Consider the following 21,423-nt stretch of genomic DNA (forward strand, 5'->3'; position numbering starts at 1 on the left):
ATGAATATTTGATGTGAGAAGTATACCGACGAGGGTTAAAAAGCCGCTTCTCCGTAACGCTGGTAATACTGTTCAATCGTCTTTTAATTGGCTCTTAATGTATAATCCAGGCCTTAATTTACTGTTCAGGAGTCCGGTATGGATGCGCTAAGCCGTTTGCTGATCCTTAATGCAGCCGAAGGGAGTATCGATAAAAACTGCCATCTGAGTCACGACTGGCAACTGCCCCATGCCGCAGGCGATCTTGCGGTCATTCGCTGGCATACGGTTACCGAGGGCGGTGCCGAGGTGGAGTTACCTTCTGGTGAGATTTACACCCTGCGCCCGGGAAGGGTGGTGATCCTGCCGCAGAATTCCGCCCATCGTTTGAGCCAGAAAGGGGAGGCGCTGACCTTTATCGTCTGCGGCAGTTTGCAGCTCCAGCCTTCGGCGCGTTATTTCCTGACGGCACTGCCAGAAGCCTTGTGGCTGGCGCCGGATGCTGACAGCACCACGTTTCGCTGGTTGCAGGCGGCAATCGCCCTGATGCAGCAGGAGTCCAGCGCGGATCGGCCCGGCTCTAACCTGCTGTGCAGCCAGCAGGGGGCGGCGCTGTTTGCGCTCGCGGTGCGTGACTGGCTGACCCACAACGCCTCGTCCGAGAAAAACGTGCTGAATCTGCTGCTGCATCCCCGGCTTGGCACGGTGATCTTCCAGATGCTGGAACAGCCCTCCCACCCCTGGACCGTTGAAGCGCTGGCAGGTCGGGTACATATGTCACGCGCCAGCTTTGCCCAGCTTTTTCGCGAGGTGTCTGATTCAACCCCCCTGGCGGTGCTGACAACCCTGCGGATGCAGATTGCTGCCCAGGCCCTGTCACGCGATTCGCGATCAATCCTGCTGATTGCCGAGTCGGTGGGCTATGCCAGTGAATCGTCGTTTCATAAGGCCTTCACCCGGGCGTTCGGTTGCACCCCTGGGGAATACCGAAAACGGGTTCAGGCCCTGGGACAACCCGGTTAACCCCCGGTGCGGCGGGATCGGCGCAGCCACATCAGTTTATAGGCCGCCGGGATGATAAACAGCGACAGCAGCGGAGCGGTAATCATCCCGCCAATCATCGGGGCGGCAATCCGACTCATGACCTCTGAGCCGGCCCCGGTGCCCCATAAAATGGGCAGTAACCCGGCAATGATCACCGCTACCGTCATCGCCTTAGGCCGCACGCGCAGAACCGCACCCTGATACAGCGCCGCATCCAGTTTTTCGGCGCTGAAGGTGCGCGGATTGTCCAGGGAAGGATCCGCCTCAATGGCATGGCGCAGATACATCAGCATCACCACGCCAAACTCTGCGGCGACCCCGGCCAGCGCAATAAACCCGGTACCGGTGGCAACCGACAGATGAAACCCCATCCAGTAGAGGAACCAGATCCCCCCCACCAGCGCAAAAGGCACGCTGGTGATAATCAGCAAGGCTTCGCCAACGCGGCGGAAGGCCAGATACAGCAGTATAAAGATGATCGTCAGCGTCATGGGTACCATCAGTTTCAGCTTCTGGCTGGCGCGCTCCATATACTCAAACTGACCGGAGAAGGTCACGCTGGTGCCCGGCGTGAGCTGCACGTTTTCGGCGATCGCTTTTTTGAGATCGTTCACGACCGACAGCATGTCGCGATCGCGGGAATCGATATAGTTCCAGCCTGTGGGCCGGGCATTTTCACTTTTCAGCATCGACGGCCCGGACGTCACCTTCACCTCGGCGACATCCGCCAGCGTAATTTGCTGTTTCATCGGGGTCAGGATCGGCAGCTGGCGCAGTTGCTCCAGGCTGTCGCGATAACGTTGCGGATAGCGGATGTTAATCGGATAGCGCTCGATGCCTTCCACCGTTTCGCCGACCATCGCCCCGCCAACCGCAGAGGTGATAAACAGCTGCACGTCAGCGGGGGTCATGCCGTAACGAGCGGCTTTCTCACGCTGAATATCGACGTTCAGGTAACGCCCGCCAACCAGCCGTTCGGCCAGGGCAGACGTCACGCCGGGTACCGTTCTGGCGACCACTTCGATCTGTTCCGACAGGGCGTCGATATCCGCCAGCACCGTGCCTGACACTTTGATGCCAATCGGGCTTTTTATCCCGGTCGAGAGCATATCAATGCGGTTACGGATGGGCGGTACCCAGAGGTTCGCCAGTCCTGGCAGACGTACGGTCTTATCCAGTTCAGCGATGATTTTGTCCATCGTCATCCCCGGTCGCCACTGATCTTCAGGTTTCAGCTGGATGGTGGTTTCCACCATCTCCAGCGGCGCGGAGTCGGTCGCCGTTTCGGCTTTCCCGGTCTTGCCGAAGACGCGGGCCACTTCCGGCACGGTCATGATCAGTTTGTCGGTAATTTGCAACATTTGAGCCGCCTGCGCGGCCGATATGCCCGGCAGGGTGGAGGGCATATACAGCAGATCGCCTTCATTGATTTGCGGCAGAAACTCACCCCCAACTTTACTGAGCGGCCAGATAATCGTCAGGATCGACAGCATCGCCACCAGCAGGGTCGCTTTCGGCCAGTGCAGCACCTTCAGCAGCAGCGGGTGGTACAGGCGGATCAGCACGCGGCTCAAGGGATTACGGTTTTCTGCCGGGATTTTACCCCGGATCCAGAAGCCCATCAGGACCGGGATCACCATAATAGCCAGCAGCGCGGCCCCGGCCATCGACCAGGTTTTGGTAAAGGCCAGGGGGCCGAACAGACGACCTTCCTGGCCTTCGAGGGTAAAGATGGGAATAAATGACAGGGTGATGATCAGCAGGCTGATAAACAGCGCCGGACCTACCTCTACCGAGGCGTTGGTGATCACCTGCCAGCGCGTGGCGTTGGACATTTTCTGCCCTGGATGCTGGTGGTCCCACTCCTCAAGGCGTTTATGGGCATTTTCAATCATCACGATGGCGGCATCGACCATTGCCCCGACGGCGATAGCAATCCCGCCCAGCGACATGATATTGGCGTTAAGCCCCTGAAAATGCATGATGATAAAGGCAAAGCACAGGCCCAGCGGCAGTGAAATAATCGCCACCAGCGCCGAACGTAAATGCCAGAGAAACAGGGCGCAGACCAGCGCAACCACCACGAACTCTTCCAGTAACTTATGGCTCAGGTTGTCAATCGCCCGGTCAATCAGCTGGCTGCGATCGTAGGTGGTCACGATCTCCACCCCGTCTGGCAGGCTCTTTCTGAGGGTGTCCAGTTTCGCTTTTACCGCTGAAATGACCGCCCGGGCGTTTTTACCGGAACGCAGGATCACCACGCCCCCGGCGACTTCGCCTTCGCCATTGAGGTCGGCAATGCCGCGGCGCATCTCGGGGCCAATCTGGACCCGCGCGACGTCACGCAGATAGACCGGCACACCCTCGGCACCGGCTTTTAAGACGATGCTGTTGAAATCATCAATGCTTTGCAGATAGCCGCTGGCCCGCACCATATATTCCGCTTCGGAAAGCTCAACCGAGGAGCCGCCTGCTTCCTGATTCGAGGCATTCAGTGCCGATTTAACCTCTGCCAGGCTGATGCCGAACTGGGTCAGTTTCTGCGGATCGACCAGGATCTGATACTCTTTGACCACGCCGCCCACCGACGCCACTTCCGCCACGTCAGGGATCGTTTTCAGCTCATACTTCAGGAACCAGTCCTGTAATGAACGCAGCTCGGCGAGATCGTGTTTGCCGCTGCGATCGACCAGCGCATACTCAAAGATCCAGCCCACGCCGGTGGCGTCCGGGCCTATTTCGGCACTGACCCCTGCGGGCAGTTTACCCTGCACCTGATTGAGGTACTCCAGTACACGGGAACGCGCCCAGTACTGATCGGTGCCGTCCTCAAAAATGACGTACACGTAGGAATCACCAAACTGTGAAAAGCCGCGCACCGTTTTCGCCCCCGGCACCGAGAGCATGGTGGTGCTCAGCGGGTAGGTGACCTGGTTTTCCACCAGCTGTGGCGCCTGTCCGGGATACTGTGTTTTGACAATCACCTGAACATCGGACAGGTCCGGCAGGGCATCAACCGGGGTGTGAATAATGGTCCAGGTACCCCAGATACTGAGAAATAACGCCCCCATCACGACCAGGAAACGGTTGGCTACCGAACGGCGAATAATCCATTCAATCATTGTTCATGTCCTTGTGCTGACGTATCGGCCGCGCGCATCCTGTCGAGGGCACCGGCGATATTGGCCTCGGAGTCGATCAGGAACAGGCCGCTGGACACGACTTTTTCCCCTTCAGCAATCCCGCTGCGGATCGCCGTCACCCCCTGCGACTCATGGAACACCTGGACCCGCTTCGGTACAAAGCGCCCGTCGGCATTAACGGTGATCACCCGCTGCTCGTCACCGTTGTCGATTAGCGCCTTAGACGGGATCAACAGCATGGGCTGACTTTTGCTGTTCAGCTTCAGCCAGGCATTCATGCCCGGTTTCAACGACTCATCGGGGTTATCCACCAGCAGCCGCAGTTGCAGCGTCCGGGTGGTGGCATCAACGCTTGGCAGCAGCGACCATTTCCTGATGGCGAAGGATTTATCCGGCCAGGCCGGAACCGAAATCGCCAGCTGTGACGCATCGGTGATCATCCATGCTATGGATTCCGGTACCGCAGCGCTGATCCACACGGGATCCATTCCCTGGATTTTGGCGACAATATTGTCTTTGGCGATGTTCATCCCGGCGCGCAGGTCAAAGGCAGTAATGACGCCATCAATCGGCGCTTTCAGGGTAAACCGGGTCTGGATTTTACGGCTTGTTTTCAGGCGACGAATATCCTCATCAGGCATACCCGCCAGCCGCAGGCGCTCAAGAATGCCTTCGGTCTGGGTGCCGGTTCCGCCGGTGTCACGCAGCAGTAAATATTCACTTTGTGCTTCAACCCACTCCGGGATGGTGAGCTCCACCAGCGGCGCGCCTTTTTGCACTTTATCCCCGACGGTGAGGGGGTACACTTTCTCGATAAAACCGGCCGACCGCGCCTGGATAATCGCAATCTGGTAATCGTTGTAGCTGACGTTTGCCGGGTAAGTCTGGCGATATTCCAGCGACCCGCGGCGAACGGGCTCTGTCTTTACGCCGAGATTCTGGGTCTGAGTGGGATCGATGCGGATCCCCGGCGCAGCGGCGGCGTCCGCATCGCCATCGGCGTATTTTGGTACCAGATCCATATCCATAAACGGCGATTTGCCGGGCTTGTCGAAACGGGTATTTGGATACATCGGGTCATACCAGAACAGCACTTTCCGCGAGGCGTGTTCTGCATCATGAGGAACATCAGCCGTTGAATGTGCTGCTGAAAATAAGAGGACACACCCGCTGAAAGTATCCCGCCGAGTATTACGCCGCTGACCAGAAGCGCGGTGTTTTTAGGGGTAAAAAACGTCATATTATTGCCCATGCACGTTCCATTGATGATGTACGCCACGATTAATCCTGGCGGCGAATATCCTGCAACAGTGAGATATTGCCCTGCTGGATAAACGTAAATTCGACCTGGTCACCCGCTGTTATGCCCTGGATTTGCGATGCCTGGGTGAAGGTAAAACGCATCGTCATCGCTGGCCAGTTCAGCGCGGCGACGGGGCCGTGGGCAATGGTGATTTTTTTCGCGTCCGGATCGATGAGTTTGACTTCACCCGTGGCCTGTACGATCTGCTCTTGCTGCGCAGTCTGCGCCGCCGCATGCATTGTGCTCATCTCACTGGCTGTCGCGCTAAAGGCGACAGCAGAAAAAAGGCTGAACAGAACGGCTTTAGAGACGATATTCATGATTACTATTCCTTAAGTTGGGTGATGTCGTTATTCAATCCAGCCGCCGCCGAGGGCGGTGAATAAGGTAATTTCGTTGACCTGACGGGCGTAATTAAGGTCGAGTAAGGTCTGTCGGGTGGCAAACAGGGAGCGTTCGGCATCCAGCACTTCGATATAGCTGACCGCGCCATGCTGATAGAGGGTCTGAGCGCGCTGCAGGGTAATCTGCAGCGAGGCCAGATAACGCTTCTGGGCTGCGAGCTGATCCGCCAGGCTTTGGCGCAGCGCCAGGGTGTCGGCAACCTCTTTAAAGGCGGACTCTATTTTTTGCTCGTAATTCACCACCGACTGTTGCTGGCGAATTTCCGCTAAATCCAGGCTGGATTGATTACGCCCGGCGTTAAAAATAGGCAGCTCGATTTTGGGTATAAAATTCCACATCCCGTTTGAAAACAGGCTTGAAAGATCGGTACTACTGCCGGATAACGAGCCGGTCAGGGTGATGGAGGGGAAAAAGGCCGCGCGGGCAGCGCCAATATTCGCATTGGCAGCCAGCAGACCATGTTCGGCCTGCATAATATCGGGACGCTGCAACAGGATCTGCGAAGAGAGCGATGGCGGTAACGTTACGCCGTTGATATCCACCTCGCTTACCGCGGTATCGTCCGGCAGGGTGTTATAGGTGCCCAGCAGCAGCTGTAACGCATTATTCGCCTGCGCCAGTTCCCCTTTGCGTTTCGCAATATCGCTGCGGGTACTTTCAATAACCCCGCGCGCTTGCTCCAGCGCCAGCACGTTGCTGCTGCCGGTGATCAGCTGTTTCTCTATAAAGGCATACGACTGCGTATAATTGGCTAACGTCTCCTGAGCAACCTGTAATTGCGCATACGCCAGTCGCTGCCTGAAATAACCTTGTGACACATTTGCGATGAGGAGAATATGGACCGCACGGCGTGCTTCTTCGCTGGCAAAATAGTTCTGCCGTTCGGCTTCACTCAGATTTTTTAAACGGCCAAAGAAATCGAGATCGTAATTGAGATCCAGCCCGGCCTGATATTGCTGCCGGGTGCCGCTATCGTCCGCAAGTTTACCGCTCCAGGTTTTACTCGCGGTCGCGTTGAGCTGCGGATAGCGGTCGGCATCCGTCACGCCATATTGCGCTCTGGCTTCCTGCACCTTCAGCGCTGCCATTCGCAGGTCGCGGTTATTCAGCAGGGCTTCACCGATCAACTTTTTCACCTGCGGATCGCCAAAGAACCTCCGCCAGCCCGTATCCTGATAATTCGCAGGCGTCGACACCAGCTGATTCTGGCTAAGGGAAAATTGCTGTGGAACCGGGGAATCAGGGCGTGAATAATTCGGTGCCAGGGAAATACAGCCCGTCAGAACAAATATCCCGCTGAGCGTCAGTAATTTTAAATTGTGCATAGTTTTTATGGCCCGGACAGGACGCTTAATAATGGGTATGTCTCAGTGGGGCTTACTCTACAAAAGGGACTCTGTTTGACGGGTGACAGGAAAATGACAAAGCTGTCATTTTGCGATTAAGCCATTGCTATCCGATCCCTCTGCCCTACAATCAAAAACTCGCAAATAAGGTGCAGGGAGAAGGGTGTCATGAAGCTGCTGATCGTCGAAGATGAGAAAAAAACGGGTGAGTATTTAACCAAAGGATTGACCGAGGCCGGGTTCGTCGTCGATCTGACAGATAACGGACTGAATGGTTACCACCTGGCGATGACCGCCGACTATGACCTGCTGATCCTCGATATCATGCTGCCGGATGTGAACGGCTGGGACATTGTCAGAATGTTGCGTGCAGCCAACAAAGGCATGCCCATCCTGCTGCTGACTGCGCTCGGCACCATTGAGCACCGGGTTAAGGGGCTTGAGCTGGGGGCGGATGACTATCTGGTGAAACCCTTCGCCTTTGCTGAACTGCTGGCGCGGGTAAAAACGCTGTTACGCCGTGGCGCTGCCGTCATTGTCGAAAGCCAGTTTCAGGTAGCCGATTTAACCCTCGACCTGGTCAGCCGAAAAGTCACCCGCAGCGGCACCCGCATTACGCTGACCAGCAAAGAGTTTACCCTGCTGGAGTTCTTTATTCGTCACCAGGGCGAAGTCCTGCCCCGTTCGCTGATTGCCTCGCAGGTGTGGGACATGAATTTTGACAGTGACACCAACGCCATTGATGTGGCAGTGAAAAGGCTGCGGGCAAAAATTGATAACGACTTTGAGCCGCGGTTAATTCAGACGGTGCGCGGCGTAGGCTATATGCTTGAGGTTCCGGATGATCTTTAAGCGCTCCTCCCGGCCATTTTCTCTGGCCACGCGCCTGACATTTTTTATTAGCCTTGCCACTATCGCCTCTTTTTTTGTCTTTACCTGGATAATGATCCACTCCGTAAAGGCCCATTTTGAAGAGCGTGATATTCACGATATGAAGCAGATTGGCGCCACGCTGGAGACGGTACTGAGCCATCAGGAAGAGCCGGAAAAACAGCGGCTGGAAATCCTGCAAAATGTGGTCGCAGGCTACGCCAGCGTCTCGGTCATGCTGCTGGATACCGATGACCGACCCGTTTTCCAGTCTGCGATCGGACCCGATCTGAGCGCTATTCTCGGCGATCCCGCCCTTGCCCGTGAGTTACGCGCCGGGAATGTCCTCTCATGGCACGATCCTTCTCCTCATCAGGGAATGCATAATAACGAGCCGATGGACAACAGCACCTGGCGTTTAATGATGCTGCCCATCGGCAAAAAAGCCGATGGCACCCAGGCCTATAATTTACTGATGGCGTTATCGATCAATTTTCATCTTCATTATATTAACGACCTCAAAAATAAGCTGATGATAATGGCCTCGATAATCAGCGTTATCGTGATCTTTATTGTGCTGTTTGCCGTCTATCAGGGGCATAAACCTATCCGCAGCTTAAGTCAGCAGATCAAGAATATTAGCTCCGCAGATCTGGGTGTCCGGTTAAATAACGAAGATGTCCCTATTGAGCTGGAACGGCTGGTGATCTCCTTTAACCATATGATTGAGCGCATTGAGGATGTCTTTAACCGGCAGGCCAATTTTTCTGCCGATATTGCCCACGAAATGCGCACCCCGATCACTAACCTGGTGACGCAAACCGAAATCGCCCTCAGCCAGCCGCGGAGTGCCAGAGAGCTGGAGGAGGTGATGTACTCCAGTCTGGAGGAGTTCTCGCGGATGTCGAAAATGGTCAGCGATATGCTGTTCCTTGCTCAGGCAGACAACAACCAGCTGATCCCCGAGAAAGAGACGCTGGACCTGGCGGCGGAGGTCACCACGGTATTCGACTTCTTTGAGGCCCTGGCCGAGGAGCGCGGGGTGGCGCTCAGGCTGGAAGGGCACACCAGTCTGGTGGAGGGTGACCCGCTGATGCTGCGCAGGGCTTTGAGCAATTTACTCTCCAATGCCATCCGCTACACGCCGCGCGGGGGCACCATTACCGTCCACCTGCGCGCCGGGGAGGGGGAAGTCCATATTATTGTGGAGAACCCCGGCCCCCCCATTGCGCCAGAGCATTTACCCCGGCTGTTCGATCGTTTTTATCGGGTCGATCCCTCCCGGCAGCGCAAGGATGAAAGCAGCAGCGGAATCGGTCTGGCTATCGTTAAGTCCATTATTACCGCCCATTACGGCCGGGTATCCGTTGAGTCAGATATAAAATCCACGCGCTTTATTCTGACCCTGCCCGCGAAGCACCGCCAGCAGATCCCGGTGCAATAAACATTCTCAGCCGGTGTGATTCTTCCTGTACTGTAAGGGCGTCTCGCCGATGCCCTTTTTAAACGCGCTGATAAAATAGGTCACGTCCGAAAACCCCACCCGCGCGGCAATCTCCCGCACGCTGGCATCCGAGTGCAGCAGGCACTCGCAGGCTTTGCGTAACCTTAACGTATTCAGATAATCGTGAATTTTCTCGCCCGTTTCGGCATGAAATTTCCGTGATACGTAGCTGCGGGATTTCCCCAGCTCATCTGCCAGGGCATCAAGGCTGAATTTCTGTCGATAGTGCTCATCCAGCCAGAACATCACCTGGCTGGCGATACCCTGACTATTCCCGGGCTGGCCTTCGTCATCGTGCGGCAGCATGGCGAACAGGCCGATCAGCAGGCTGGCGACACGCTCGCTGTTCAGCGGCGGGGGGTAGCAGCTGAACAGATGATCGATATGGCTGTGGCAGTGCGCCACGTCCCCCACCCAGGCCTCTCCCCCGCGCCGGGACAGCTTCTTTAGCCGCTGCTGGGTCTGGGGAAAATCGCGAAGGGCTTTCATCACCGCATGCTGGTCGAGATGAATAATGGTCCGGCGATAGTTCGCCTCAGCCTGGGGATCGACCATCACCTTATGCAGGGTGAACGGCGGGAAGAAAAACAGCCTGCCGGGGCGCATGGTGTAGTGGCGATTATCGACAATCGCCACGCCAAAGCCCTCTTCGACATAGAGAATTTCCAGACACTGGTGCCAGTGGTGATAGCGCACGGTGTTGGCGAACAGGCGACTGAACGACACGATGGTATCGTTCAGGGCAATCAGCTCAAGGTGTTCCGCCGTCGGGGTCTCGCGCATAGTGCAATAAAACTCAACTTTTTCCTTTTCCTGCCCCTTTATAAACCACCTTTTTAAATTTCCTCAACTGCGGGTTTATTCATCTCTCACTCCTGTGACCCGGCTAACATTTCTGCACCTTGCTGATTAACTATGCTTTGCCGCAGTTGATTACGAGGACGAGCCTATGTGCGCGGTAAACAAAGAAAAATCAAATCCGTTGTCATCCCGCCAGGATCTGGTGGCGTCGCTGAACAGGCTGCTGACGGCTGTGGACAAGCAGTTCCCGGCGGGCAGCTCCCGTTTTTCACTGGGCGATACCTGTGCCCACTACGCCACGGATGTTGCCGAGATGGAGGGGCTGTCCCGGGTGCTGTGGGGGCTGTTTCCGCTGATGGCCGCAGGGGACAGCACGCCGTTCAGCGACAAGTACATCACCGCTATTAAAGAGGGCACCGACCCACAAAGCGCAGGCTACTGGGGCGAAACCGCGCCTTACGATCAGCGGCTGGTGGAGATGGCGGCCTATGGCCTGGGGCTGGCGCTGCTGCAGGAGAGGCTCACGGATCGCTTCAGCGAGCGCGAGGTGATGAACCTGCACGCCTGGCTGAATCAGATCACCGACGCGACCATGCCGGACAGCAACTGGAACTACTTCGCCATTATGGTTCAGCTTGGCTTTAAGCGCGCCGGGCTGCCGTACGACCAGCAGGCCATCGATCGCCGCTTCGCCATGATGGACGCTTACTATCTGGGGGATGGCTGGTACTCCGACGGCCCGGGTCGGCCAAAAGACTACTACATCTCCATGGCATTTCACTTTTACGGCCTGATCTACGCCACTCTGAGCGGGGATGACGCCCGGGCAGCGGTGCTGCGCCAGCGCTCAGCGCTGTTTGCGGAAGATTTTATCTATATGTCGGCCGCCGACGGCGCATCGGTGCCCTTTGGCCGCAGCCTGACCTACCGCTTCGCGATGGTCGCCTTCTGGAGCGCGGTGGCCTTCTCCGGGCTGGAGGTCTTCACGCCGGGCATCGTGAAAGGGATCGTTCTGCGTCATCTGCGCTGGTGGCAGCAGCAGCCGATTACCGATCGCGACGGCATCCTGACGCTCGGCTTTGCCTACCCGAATCTGGCGATGTGCGAGGACTATAACGCGCCGGGCTCGCCCTACTGGGCGCTGAAAACCTACCTGATCCTGGCCCTGCCGAAGAGCCATCCGTTCTGGCAGGCACAAGAGCAGCCCTTGCCTGCGCTGGCCGAAAAACGGGTCATCCCCCATGCCGGGCAGATCCTGATGCAGGCGGATCACGTCACGATGCTCACCGCCGGGCAGCTGGAGCTGAACAACTACGTCAACACCGAGGCGAAATACACCAAATTTGCCTACTCCAGCCGCTTTGGTTTCACCATCGAGCGCGGACGCTTCGGGCTGAAGCATGCCGCCTGCGACTCCATGCTGCTGCTGGCGGATGGCGATAACTACTTCCGCGGTCGCCGCGAATGCGAGGAGGTTCGCGTCGACGAGAACTTCATCTTTTCGCGCTGGTCGCCGTGGCATGACGTCCACATCGAGAGCTGGCTGGTGCCGTTCGGCGAGTGGCATCTGCGCCTGCACCGCATCAACAGCGCGCGCACCCTACAGACGGTGGAGGGCGGGTTTGCGGTCATGAAAACCGACCCCCGGCTTATCGGACGCGGCAGTTTCCTGAATGCGAAGAACGGTAGCAGCGCGATTGTCGATCTCTCGCCGGCCATCACCCGTCAGCCCGACAGCGTGGTGACGCCGCCGAACAGCAGCATCATGTTTGCGGAGTGTGCCGCCATTCCGGTGCTCACCACCACGCTTTTACCTGGAGAGAGCTGGCTGTGCAGCGCGGTGCTCGCCACCGGGGAAGAGATTCAGGAAGCAAACACTCCGCAACTGGAAATAAAAGATAACCGGGCCGTGATTTGCGCGTCCGGAAGCGAACGTAAGCTGTCGTTCATTTTATAAGCGCCTTACCCTGGATATCGGCGAGGATGGTATGAGTAACAAAACTGAATATTACAAAATCAGCAGTTTTATTTTTCTCTATTTCTTTACCTGGTCGGCCAGTATTGGCCTGCTGGCAATCTGGCTCGGGCAAAAAGCGAATCTGAGCGGTTCGGTCATCGGCACCGTATTTGCGGTGAACGGCGTCTTCTCCGTTATTCTCAAACCGATCTACGGCTATATTCTGGATAAGATCGGCATGAGCAAATACCTGCTCTATTTCGTGGTGGCGATGTCCGCCCTGATGGCGCCGTTCTTTATTTACGTTTATCAGCCGCTGTTAATGTCCAACACCATGCTGGGGATTATTATCGGCGCGCTCTATTTAAGTTTCGCCTGGTATGCGGGCGTGGCGGCGTGCGAATCCTATTCCGACCGTTTCAGCCGTCTCAACGGTATGGAGTTTGGTCAGATCCGCATGTGGGGATCGCTCGGCTGGGCGGTGGCATCTTCGTTCTCCGGCCTGCTGTTTAACCTCTCTCCGGCGTACAACTTCATTATGGGCAGCGTGGCGTCGGTGATCATGCTGATTGTCCTGCTGAGCCTGAAGGTGAACACTAACTCGGCGCACGCCGGTGAGGTGCTGACCAAAGAGAAAATCGCCCCGGCGGATGTCTATGCCTTACTGCGCAGCCGCAAGTTCTGGGCCTTCTGCCTCTACGTGGCGGGCGTGGCGTGGATGATGTTTATCGCCGAGCAGCAGTTCTCCCGCTATTTCGTCACCTTCTTCGATGATGTTCACCAGGGCAACGCGGTGTTTGGCTATCTGGGCACCGTGCAGTCGGGGATGGAGTTCGTCATGTATATGGTGATCCCGCTGTTCGTGAACTTTATTGGCGCCAAACGCGGGTTATTAATCGTTGGCCTGATTGTCGGGGCGCGGCTGATTATTTCCGGGATGTGCGATTCGCACCTGCTTATTTCCGTTCTCAAGCCGCTCTACGGCCTGGAAATCTGTCTCCTGCTGGTGTCGGTCTTTAAATATATCGCCGAGCATTTCGATAAACGCGTCAACGCCACCATGTACCTGCTGGGCTATCAGGCGATGCTCTACGTCGGCAACGTGGTGGTCTCTTCCCCTGCGGGATATATGTATGACCGCATCGGCTTTGAGCAGACCTATATCATCATGGGCGCTACGGCGCTGACCTTTACCCTTATTTCCGCCTTCACGTTATCCGCCTGCCAGAGCAAATGGCGCGGGGCAAAAACGCTGAACGTTGCAGAACACCACTAATTTACGCCGTCAAAGAAGGAACCGAATTATGTTAAGTCGTATCACTGAGGAGCACCTGGGCGATATTCCTGTGCCCGTGGATGAACATGCCTTTAGCGATGAATTAAGCTCGGCGCGCGCCACATCCTCGACCTGATTAGCCGTCATTTAACGGAATTCGGCGACAAGTTCCCGGCAGAAACCTGCCGGGAGGGGTTCTATCCCCTGACCGATAACGTCGAGTGGACCACCAGCTTCTGGACCGGGCAGCTGTGGCTGGCGTGGGAGATGAGCGGCGACGAGAAGTTTCGCGCGATGGCCCGCAAGCACACCCGCTCGTTTGGCCTGCGCATTGCCGGGCGCAGCGACACCAACACCCACGATCTCGGCTTCCTGTATACGCTCTCCTGCGTGGCGGACTGGCGACTGACCGGTAACCGCGAGGCGCGCGGCTTCTCGCTGCTGGCGGCGGAAGCCCTGCTGGAGCGCTTCCACGAGAAGGCGAAGATCATCCAGGCGTGGGGCGATCTCTCCGATCCGGAGCAGGCCGGACGGATGATCATCGACTGCAACATGAACCTGCCGCTGCTCTACTGGGCAACCGAGCAGACCGGCGATCCGCGCTTTGCCGAGGCCGCTAAAGCCCACGTGATGCAGGCCGCGACCTGGCTGATTCGTGAAGATGCCTCCACCTTCCACACCTACTATATGGATGTGGTCACCGGCGCGCCGCGCTACGGCAATACCCAGCAGGGCTATGCGGATGACTCCTGCTGGTCGCGCGGCCAGGCGTGGGGGATTTACGGCTTCCTGCTGAGCTATATCTACACCGGCGACGAGACGATGATCGCCCTGTCGAAGCGGCTGGCGAACTACTTCCTTAACCGTCTGCCAGAAGATTACGTCTGCCACTGGGATCTGGCCCTGGTGGGCACCGACGCCCTGCGCGACGCCTCCTCGGCGGCGATTGCGGTCTGCGGTCTGCTGGAGCTGGTGAAGCACCTGCCGGTGACCGACCCCGACCGGGCGCGCTATCTGGCGTGGGCGAAAGGCATTATGTCGTCGCTGACGAAGCACTATCTGATGGGCAAAGAGGAGAAGGGCAACGGCGTGCTGAAGCACTCGGTGTACCACCTCGCCAGCAATAAAGGCGTGGATGAGTGTGCCAGCTGGGGAGATTACTTCTACGTCGAAGCGCTGGTGCGCTTTACCCAGAGCTGGAAACTGTACTGGTAGTCATTTTCCCCTCTCCTGACAGAGGAGAGGGGATAGCTTATCCTCAGGCTTCAGGGATACGCAGCGTCTGGCCCGGATAAATTTTATCGGGGCTGGAGAGCATAGGGCGGTTGGCTTCAAAGATTTTGTTGTACTTCGACGCATCGCCATACACGGTTTTGGAGATGGCGCTCAGGGTGTCGCCCGATTTAACCGTGTAGTAGGTGGCTTCCTGCTGGGTGTCGGTGGCGGTGATGCTGTTTTCCACCTCGCTGACCCCGGCGATGTTCCCCACCGCGACCTGGATTTTCTCTTTCTGCTCCTGGGTCAACCCGTCGCCCGTCACCACGGCCTTGCCGTCGTTGACGTTGACCTGCACCTTCTCGGCGCCCGGGATATTGAGCTTTTTAAGATGCTCCGAGACTTTATCGCTCTGACCTTTGTGATCGGTCAGGTTGTCCCACAGCTTTTCACCTGCTTCTTTAACGAAGTTAAAAATTCCCATTCCTTCCTCCAGATAACAATGAAATCAGGAATAAGCATAGCAGGTGCGCTTTAAGGTGATAAAAAAAGCCCGGTGGCGCTACGCTTACCGGGCCTACGATTCTCCTCCTCCTTCCTTGGGAGAGGGTTGGGGTGAGGGTTAAACCCCGCTCTCCAGAATACGGATATGCGTTTCCAGAACGTCACCTTTCACCGCTTCGCTCCACGCCTTCATGTGCGGAGTCTGCAGATGCGCTTCGAGGTGCGCCACGGTTTCCCACAGCTCAACCATCACGATGGAGTCCGGGGCGGTAGTCTGGAAGCTGACGCCTGCGGCGGTGTCCACCATCGGCGCATAGCCGTGGCAGCCGGCTTCTTCTAAAACGGTTGGGATAATCTTCGCGAACTCATCCAGCACCGCCTGACGGTGATGTTGTCCAGGACGGGTACGGATTTCAGCAATAACGGTAAGCATGGTCATTTCTCCTGATAACATGCTACCAGTTAAGCAAAAATCTCAGCCAGATGCTTGCGATATTCTGCGATATAGCGTGGCACGTCCGGCATTTTGATCACGTCGTTAGTGATAAAGGTCGGCAGCGCCTCCATTCCCAGGAACTGGTTGGCTTTGTGGAACGGCAGATAAACACCGTCAACGCCCACGCCGTGGAAGAACTGATCTTCTTCGGTGAAGGCTTCCATCGGGGCGTTCCAGGTCAGGGAGAGCATGTATTTTTTGCCCTGGATCAGACCGCCGGAACCGTACTTCTTCGAGGCGTCGGAACGGGTGCGGCCGTCGCTGGCGTACAGCGAGCCGTGACCTTCGGTAAAGACATCGTCCATGTACTTTTTCACGGTCCACGGCGCGCCCATCCACCAGCCTGGCATCTGCCAGATAACCACGTCAGCCCAGAGGAAGTTCTGCACTTCGGCCTGGATATCGTATTCGCCGTCGGTGCGCACGACCTTAACATCATGTCCGGCGTCGCGCAGGAAACCGTCCGCGACCTCGGTCAGGGTGTCATTCAGTTGGCCATTGGAGTGGGCGAATTTTTTCGCGCCGTTGATAATCAGAATATTGCTCATTAAGTTGTCCTCAGAGTAGCGAGTCTGAGGGCCATTCTACGCGCGACAGCGGTGCGGTAAAATGAGCAAAATGTGCAAAGTCTTTTGCTAAAAACGCAATAATCTCTACCAGCCGAGGGTAACGGCAAATCCGCCGTCCGGCGCATTGCTGAGCGTGACCGTCATCCGGTGCAGGGCGGCAATCCGCTTCACGATGGACAACCCCAGCCCGCTGCCGGTTTGCTCCTGTCCGGGCGGGCGATAGAAACGCTCGCCGATCCGCGCCAGCGCGTCGGGGGCAATGCCCGGACCGTTGTCACGCACGGTAAAACTGCGGCTATCAAGAGTCACATCCACCACGCTGCCGCGCGGGCTGTAGCGCACGGCGTTATCCAGCAGGTTGCGCACCAGCAGGCTCAGCAGCAGCTGCTGGCCGGGACGCGTGACCTGCGGAGCGTTAATATTCAGGCGCATTTCGATCCCGGCCTGCTGCGCCGGATGATAGCTATCCATCACCGCCGACTGAAGCAGATCGGCCATGTTCAGGGATCCCACATCCTCGAGGCTCTCCAGCGAATCCAGGCGCGACAGCGTCAGGAGCTGCTCAACCAGCCGCGTTGCCCGGTCGATACCGGCATGCAGCTGGATCAGGGCTTTCGCCTGCGCCTCAGGATCGTCCAGCGACAGCTGCGCCACCTCGGTCTGCACCTTCAGGGCGGTAAGCGGGCTGCGCAGCTCGTGGGCGGCATCCGAGGTAAAGCGGCGCTCGCGTGCCATCATGGCCTGGGTGCGGGCGAAGAGATGATTCAGCGCGTCGAGCAGCGGGCGAACCTCAACGGGCACGCCGTGCGTCGCCAGCCGATCGGTGGCATCCGGCGAGCGGGCGCGCAGGGTGTGCGCCAGCTTTTTCAGCGGCCAGAGTTCACGGCTCAGCAGCACGATAAGCAACAGCAGCATCACCGGCAGCGCCACCAGCCACGGCGTGAGCTGCGAGCGCACCACGTCCAGCGCCATCTCCTGACGGTACTCCCGCTCCTGGCCGACCACCACCCGGTACTTGCCGTCCGGTGAGGTGAGCCACAGGAATCGCCATTCGTCGTTATCGTCGTCCAGCCGCCCGTTGTCGAAACCCTCCCGGCGATAGTGATACGGAATGTCGCGCCCGTTCTCGCCGTCGTTCAGCACCATTTTGCCGTCGGGGGTGTAGATGGCGAAGGCCAGGGCGTCGTCATCCAGATGGCCGTGTTTCGCTTTTTTTGGCACCTCGCGCATGCGCGCCGGGGCGCGAATCTCGTCGAGATCCATCGTCAGCAGCCGTTTAGCAAACAGCATCTGCTGGGTGTCGAATAGCTTATCGAGCTTATCGGTGGTCTGATGCCAGGCGACGATACTCGCGGCGAACCACGCCGCCAGCGACAGCACCAGGAACAGCAGCGTCAGGCGCAGCTTCAGGCTCAGGCGTTGGGTCAGTTTCATGCATCACCCAGGGTATAACCGATGCCGTGCACGGTGCGGATAAAGTCGCTGCCGAGCTTGCGGCGCAGATGGTGAACGTGGACTTCCACGGCGTTACTGGAGACGTCGTCATCCCAGGTATAGAGCTTCTCTTCAATCAGTTTGCGCGGCAGCACGCGGCCAGCGTTGCGCATTAACAGCTCCAGCAGGGCGAACTCTTTCGGTTTCAGCACCAGGGTGTCGCCATTGAGCGCGGCCACCAGACGGGAGGGATCGAGCGTCACGCTGCCGTGGCGCAGTTCGCTGTGCGCCTGCCCGTGGCTGCGGCGCACCAGCGCTTCGAGGCGGGCGGCCACCTCGATCAGGGCAAAGGGTTTACAGAGATAATCATCGGCCCCGAGACGCAGCCCCTCGACGCGCTGGTCGAGTGCATCCCGCGCGGTTAAAATCAGCACCGGCTCGCTGCGCCCCTTTTCCCGCCACTCGCGCAGGATCTGCAGCCCGTCAAGACCCGGCAGCGTCAGGTCGAGCACCACCGCGTCATAGGGGGCCCTGTAGAGCGCCGCGCGGCCAGTGTCACCGTCGGTGAACCAGTCCAGGCTGAAGCCCATTTTCGTCAGCCCGGCCTTGATGCCATCGCCAATCAGTTTGTCGTCTTCTACCAGTAAAATGCGCATATTTCCCTCCCTGATGCCGCCAGTAAACCCTCTGTAACGCCCGGCTGTACAGTAAAAAAATTTAAATTTTCCGCTTAAGAAGTCGTTAAGGTTTACCCTGTTTAATGGACTGCGAAACGACATTAAAGGGAGAGTTAAGATGAAAAAATTCGCTGCTATTGCTGCCATCATGATGATCACCACCGCGCCGGTTTTTGCGGCGCAGGGCGGGTTTAACGGCCCATCCGCAACGGCAACCCAGACGCAAACCCAGCAGGGTGGTTTTGTCGATAATGACGCCAACCTCACCACGGCGCAGAAGGTCAAGGATATGAAGGACGACAGCTGGGTGAAGCTGCGCGGAAACATCACCGAGCGGCTGTCTGATGACCGCTACACCTTCCGCGATGAGAGCGGCACGGTAAACGTGGAGATCGACAACAAGCACTGGAACGGCCAGACCATTACCCCGCAGGATAAGGTTGAACTGCAGGGCAAAGTGGATAAAGAGTGGAACGATTTCGAAATCGACGTGAAACAGGTTATCAAGCTGAATAAATAACCCACCGAGGGGCCGGTATTCCGGCCCTTTTTCTTTGTGACTCGACTCGCCAGATGAGGTAGTATCTGCGGCAATATTGCCTGAAACCAGCAGGTTTCTGAGTTGAGGAATCCCATTAAATGAGCGATATGGCAGAGCGCCTCGCGCTACATGAATTTACGGAAAACGCCTACCTGAACTACTCCATGTACGTCATCATGGACAGGGCGTTGCCGTTTATTGGAGATGGCCTGAAACCCGTTCAGCGCCGCATCGTTTATGCGATGTCTGAGCTGGGCCTGAACGCCAGCGCCAAGTTTAAAAAATCCGCCCGTACCGTGGGTGACGTTCTGGGTAAATACCATCCGCACGGCGACAGCGCCTGTTATGAAGCGATGGTGCTGATGGCCCAGCCGTTCTCCTACCGTTACCCGCTGGTCGACGGCCAGGGGAACTGGGGCGCGCCGGACGATCCTAAGTCGTTCGCGGCGATGCGTTACACCGAATCCCGTCTCTCTAAATATGCCGAACTGCTGCTCAGCGAACTGGGCCAGGGCACCGCGGAGTGGGTACCCAACTTCGACGGTACGATGCAGGAGCCGAAAATGCTGCCTGCGCGTCTGCCGAACATTCTGCTGAACGGCACCACCGGCATTGCCGTGGGGATGGCGACGGATATCCCGCCGCACAACCTGCGTGAAGTGGCGAAAGCGGCGATCGCCCTGATTGAACAGCCGAAGACCTCGCTGGACGAGCTGCTGGATATCGTGCAGGGGCCGGACTACCCGACCGAAGCGGAGATCATCACCTCCCGCGCGGAAATCCGCAAAATCTACCAGAACGGTCGCGGCTCCGTGCGCATGCGCGCGGTGTGGACCAAAGAGGACGGCGCCGTGGTCATCACCGCGCTGCCGCACCAGGTCTCGGGCGCGAAAGTGCTGGAGCAGATCGCGGCCCAGATGCGCAATAAAAAGCTGCCGATGGTTGATGACCTGCGCGACGAATCCGACCACGAGAACCCGACCCGTCTGGTGATCGTGCCGCGCTCTAACCGCGTGGACATGGAGCCGGTGATGAACCACCTGTTCGCCACCACCGATCTGGAAAAAAGCTACCGTATCAACCTGAACATGATCGGGCTGGACGGCCGTCCGGCGGTGAAAAACCTGCTGGAGATCCTCACCGAGTGGCTGACGTTCCGCCGCGATACGGTGCGCCGTCGTCTGAATCACCGTCTGGAGAAAGTGCTTAAGCGCCTGCATATCCTTGAAGGTTTGCTGGTGGCGTTCCTCAACATCGACGAAGTGATTGAGATCATTCGCACCGAGGACGAGCCGAAGCCGGCCCTGATGTCGCGCTTTGGCATCAGCGAAACCCAGGCCGAAGCGATCCTCGAGCTGAAACTGCGCCATCTCGCCAAACTGGAAGAGATGAAGATCCGCGGTGAGCAGAACGAGCTGGAAAAAGAGCGCGATCAGCTCCAGGCGATCCTCGCCTCCGAGCGCAAGATGAACACCCTGCTGAAGAAAGAGCTGCAGGCCGATGCCGACGCCTTCGGCGACGATCGCCGTTCACCGCTGCACGAGCGCGAAGAAGCCAAAGCGATGAGCGAGCATGACATGCAGCCGTCCGAGCCGGTGACCATTGTGCTGTCACAGAGCGGCTGGGTGCGCAGCGCCAAAGGTCACGACATCGACGCGCCGGGCTTAAGTTACAAAGCCGGCGACAGCTTCAAAGCCGCGGTGAAGGGCAAGAGCAACCAGCCGGTGGCCTTTATCGATACCACCGGGCGCAGCTATGCCATCGATCCTATTACCCTGCCGTCTGCGCGCGGGCAGGGCGAGCCGCTCACCGGCAAGCTGACGCTGCCGCCGGGGGCGACCGTCGAACATATGCTGATGGAAGGCGATGAGCAGAAGCTGCTGCTGGCCTCCGATGCGGGTTACGGCTTCATCTGTACCTTTAACGATCTGATCTCGCGTAACCGTGCGGGCAAGGCGTTGATCAGCCTGCCGGACAATGCCCGGGTCATGCCGCCGCTGGTGATTGAAAACGAGAGCGACATGCTGCTGGCGATCACCGCTGCCGGCCGCATGCTGATGTTCCCGCTCAGCGATCTGCCGCAGCTGTCGAAAGGCAAAGGCAATAAGATCATCAACATCTCCGCGGCGGATGCGGCAGCGGGGGAGGACAGCCTGGCGCACCTCTTTATTCTGCCACCGCAGAGCACGTTGACCATCCATGTGGGTAAACGCAAAATCAAACTGCGTCCGGAAGAGCTGCAGAAAGTGGTGGGCGAACGTGGACGCAGGGGATCGCTGATGCGTGGCCTGCAGCGTATTGACCGCGTGGAGATCGACTCTCCGAACCGTGGTAACGCGGACGACACCGCAGAGTAACA

The 21,423-nt window shown here is 57.6% G+C and carries 16 protein-coding genes and 2 pseudogenes; 8 read left to right on the forward strand and 10 right to left on the reverse strand.

Features of this window, described 5'->3' with window-relative positions:
* The first annotated feature begins 138 nt into the window (after positions 1 to 138).
* Entirely contained in the window at positions 139 to 1,002 is an 864-nt protein-coding gene (gene rclR, locus K5I40_RS12035) for a reactive chlorine-specific transcriptional regulator RclR (protein ID WP_223074608.1), read from the forward strand.
* Here rclR and K5I40_RS12040 read toward each other — a convergent pair.
* The 4 genes and pseudogenes from K5I40_RS12040 to K5I40_RS12055 all read right to left on the reverse strand — a co-directional run bounded on the left by K5I40_RS12040 (position 999) and on the right by K5I40_RS12055 (position 7,199).
* Positions 999 to 4,145 (reverse strand): CusA/CzcA family heavy metal efflux RND transporter, encoded by a 3,147-nt coding sequence (locus tag K5I40_RS12040; protein ID WP_223074609.1) that lies wholly within the window; start codon positions 4,143 to 4,145, stop codon positions 999 to 1,001. The two genes, rclR and K5I40_RS12040, sit on opposite strands and share 4 nt — an antisense overlap.
* Positions 4,142 to 5,272 (reverse strand): annotated as a pseudogene (locus K5I40_RS12045) (efflux RND transporter periplasmic adaptor subunit); the annotation flags it as partial. The pseudogene K5I40_RS12045 and the gene K5I40_RS12040, both read right to left, overlap by 4 nt.
* 175 nt (positions 5,273 to 5,447) lie before the next feature.
* The gene (gene cusF / locus K5I40_RS12050; protein WP_223074610.1) at positions 5,448 to 5,789 is read right to left on the reverse strand and encodes a cation efflux system protein CusF; all 342 of its coding nucleotides are present in this window, start codon (positions 5,787 to 5,789) and stop codon (positions 5,448 to 5,450) included.
* Between the two features lie 30 nt (positions 5,790 to 5,819).
* A complete protein-coding gene (locus K5I40_RS12055) occupies positions 5,820 to 7,199 on the reverse strand; it encodes an efflux transporter outer membrane subunit (RefSeq protein ID WP_039031777.1) in 1,380 nt (459 codons plus the stop codon).
* 189 nt (positions 7,200 to 7,388) lie between these two features.
* On the opposite strand from K5I40_RS12055, the gene cusR reads away from it, so the two are divergent.
* A complete protein-coding gene (gene cusR / locus K5I40_RS12060; RefSeq protein ID WP_039031778.1) occupies positions 7,389 to 8,072 on the forward strand; it encodes a copper response regulator transcription factor CusR in 684 nt (227 codons plus the stop codon).
* Positions 8,062 to 9,534: a Cu(+)/Ag(+) sensor histidine kinase gene (locus tag K5I40_RS12065; RefSeq protein ID WP_223074611.1), complete on the forward strand. Its 1,473-nt coding sequence runs from the start codon at positions 8,062 to 8,064 to the stop codon at positions 9,532 to 9,534. The genes cusR and K5I40_RS12065 overlap by 11 nt, the downstream gene beginning before the upstream one ends.
* Positions 9,535 to 9,540: 6 nt before the next feature.
* Here K5I40_RS12065 and K5I40_RS12070 read toward each other — a convergent pair whose 3' ends face one another.
* Positions 9,541 to 10,377, reverse strand: a complete 837-nt coding sequence (locus tag K5I40_RS12070) for an AraC family transcriptional regulator (RefSeq protein WP_223074612.1) — start codon at positions 10,375 to 10,377, stop codon at positions 9,541 to 9,543.
* Between the two features lie 166 nt (positions 10,378 to 10,543).
* Here K5I40_RS12070 and K5I40_RS12075 point away from each other — a divergent pair, with 166 nt between their 5' ends.
* The 3 genes and pseudogenes from K5I40_RS12075 to K5I40_RS12085 all read left to right on the forward strand — a co-directional run bounded on the left by K5I40_RS12075 (position 10,544) and on the right by K5I40_RS12085 (position 14,843).
* Entirely contained in the window at positions 10,544 to 12,352 is a 1,809-nt protein-coding gene (locus K5I40_RS12075; RefSeq protein ID WP_223074613.1) for a DUF2264 domain-containing protein, read from the forward strand.
* 31 nt (positions 12,353 to 12,383) lie between these two features.
* Positions 12,384 to 13,628: an oligosaccharide MFS transporter gene (locus tag K5I40_RS12080; RefSeq protein ID WP_171029962.1), complete on the forward strand. Its 1,245-nt coding sequence runs from the start codon at positions 12,384 to 12,386 to the stop codon at positions 13,626 to 13,628.
* A 28-nt stretch (positions 13,629 to 13,656) separates the two neighbouring features.
* Positions 13,657 to 14,843 (forward strand): annotated as a pseudogene (locus tag K5I40_RS12085) (glycoside hydrolase family 88 protein).
* 43 nt (positions 14,844 to 14,886) lie between these two features.
* Here K5I40_RS12085 and lysM read toward each other — a convergent pair.
* The 5 genes from lysM to qseB form a co-directional block, all read right to left on the reverse strand.
* Complete coding sequence (lysM, locus tag K5I40_RS12090; protein ID WP_138370227.1) at positions 14,887 to 15,327, reverse strand: peptidoglycan-binding protein LysM; 441 nt, start codon at positions 15,325 to 15,327, stop codon at positions 14,887 to 14,889.
* Positions 15,328 to 15,465: 138 nt separating this feature from the next.
* Positions 15,466 to 15,780 carry a putative quinol monooxygenase gene (locus tag K5I40_RS12095; RefSeq protein WP_039031847.1) on the reverse strand — a complete coding sequence of 105 codons (315 nt, stop codon included), beginning with the start codon at positions 15,778 to 15,780 and terminating at the stop codon, positions 15,466 to 15,468.
* A 29-nt stretch (positions 15,781 to 15,809) separates the two neighbouring features.
* The gene (locus K5I40_RS12100; protein ID WP_138370226.1) at positions 15,810 to 16,391 is read right to left on the reverse strand and encodes an NAD(P)H-dependent oxidoreductase; all 582 of its coding nucleotides are present in this window, start codon (positions 16,389 to 16,391) and stop codon (positions 15,810 to 15,812) included.
* 105 nt (positions 16,392 to 16,496) lie between these two features.
* Positions 16,497 to 17,846 carry a quorum sensing histidine kinase QseC gene (gene qseC, locus K5I40_RS12105; protein WP_223074614.1) on the reverse strand — a complete coding sequence of 450 codons (1,350 nt, stop codon included), beginning with the start codon at positions 17,844 to 17,846 and terminating at the stop codon, positions 16,497 to 16,499.
* Positions 17,843 to 18,502, reverse strand: a complete 660-nt coding sequence (qseB, locus tag K5I40_RS12110; RefSeq protein ID WP_138370224.1) for a quorum sensing response regulator transcription factor QseB — start codon at positions 18,500 to 18,502, stop codon at positions 17,843 to 17,845. The genes qseC and qseB overlap by 4 nt, the downstream gene beginning before the upstream one ends.
* 139 nt (positions 18,503 to 18,641) lie before the next feature.
* On the opposite strand from qseB, the gene K5I40_RS12115 reads away from it, so the two are divergent.
* Together K5I40_RS12115 and parC are read left to right on the forward strand one after the other, a co-directional pair.
* Positions 18,642 to 19,043, forward strand: a complete 402-nt coding sequence (locus K5I40_RS12115; protein ID WP_138370223.1) for a YgiW/YdeI family stress tolerance OB fold protein — start codon at positions 18,642 to 18,644, stop codon at positions 19,041 to 19,043.
* Between the two features lie 119 nt (positions 19,044 to 19,162).
* Entirely contained in the window at positions 19,163 to 21,421 is a 2,259-nt protein-coding gene (parC, locus tag K5I40_RS12120; protein WP_223074615.1) for a DNA topoisomerase IV subunit A, read from the forward strand.
* Positions 21,422 to 21,423: the final 2 nt, after the last annotated feature.

This window comes from Leclercia sp. LTM14 (assembly GCF_023736175.1).
Lineage (GTDB): Bacteria > Pseudomonadota > Gammaproteobacteria > Enterobacterales > Enterobacteriaceae > Enterobacter > Enterobacter barmai.